A 706-nucleotide genomic window follows, 5' to 3' on the forward strand; every position below is an offset into this window, starting at 1 on the left:
GCAGTCAGCGGTTTCCCGGATCTGGCGGGCGTTCGGACTCAAACCGCACCTGGTCGAAACCTGGAAACTGTCGACCGATCCGCTGTTCGTGGACAAGGTCCGCGACGTGGTCGGGCTCTACATGAACCCGCCCCAGAACGCGCTGGTGCTGTGCGTGGACGAGAAATCCCAGATGCAGGCCCTCGACCGGACCGCGCCGACGCTGCCGATCATGCCCACCACCCCGGCGCGCATGACCCATGACTACGTGCGCAACGGCACCACCAACCTGTTCGCGGCACTGGATGTGGCCAGCGGTTCGGTCATCGCCGAACACTATGCGCGCCACCGTCATCAGGAGTTTCTCCGCTTCTTGAAGACCATCGACACCGCCGTGCCCGCCGAGTTCGATCTGCATCTGGTCTGCGACAACTACGGCACCCACAAGACGCCGGCGGTGAAGAAGTGGCTGCTGCGCCACCCGCGGTTCCATGTGCACTTCACCCCGACCTCGGCCAGCTGGCTCAACCTGGTCGAACGCTGGTTCGCCGAGCTGACCAACCGCAAACTGCGCCGCTCGGCCCACCGCAGCGTCACCGAACTCAAGGCCGACGTCCAAGCCTGGATCAACGCCTGGAACGCCGACCCGAAACCGTTCGTCTGGACCAAGACCGCCGACGAGATCCTCGAAACCCTCGCCGCCTACTGCCAACGAATCAACGACTCA

1 protein-coding gene is annotated in these 706 nt (G+C 64.2%); it reads left to right on the forward strand.

The window, feature by feature from the left end; translation table 11 throughout:
- Nucleotides 1-706: IS630 family transposase (locus NS2_RS35695; protein ID WP_147207454.1), on the forward strand; the 706-nt coding region annotated here is incomplete at both ends.

This window comes from Nocardia seriolae NBRC 15557 (assembly GCF_007990715.1).
In the GTDB taxonomy this organism is placed as follows: Bacteria; Actinomycetota; Actinomycetes; order Mycobacteriales; family Mycobacteriaceae; genus Nocardia; species Nocardia seriolae.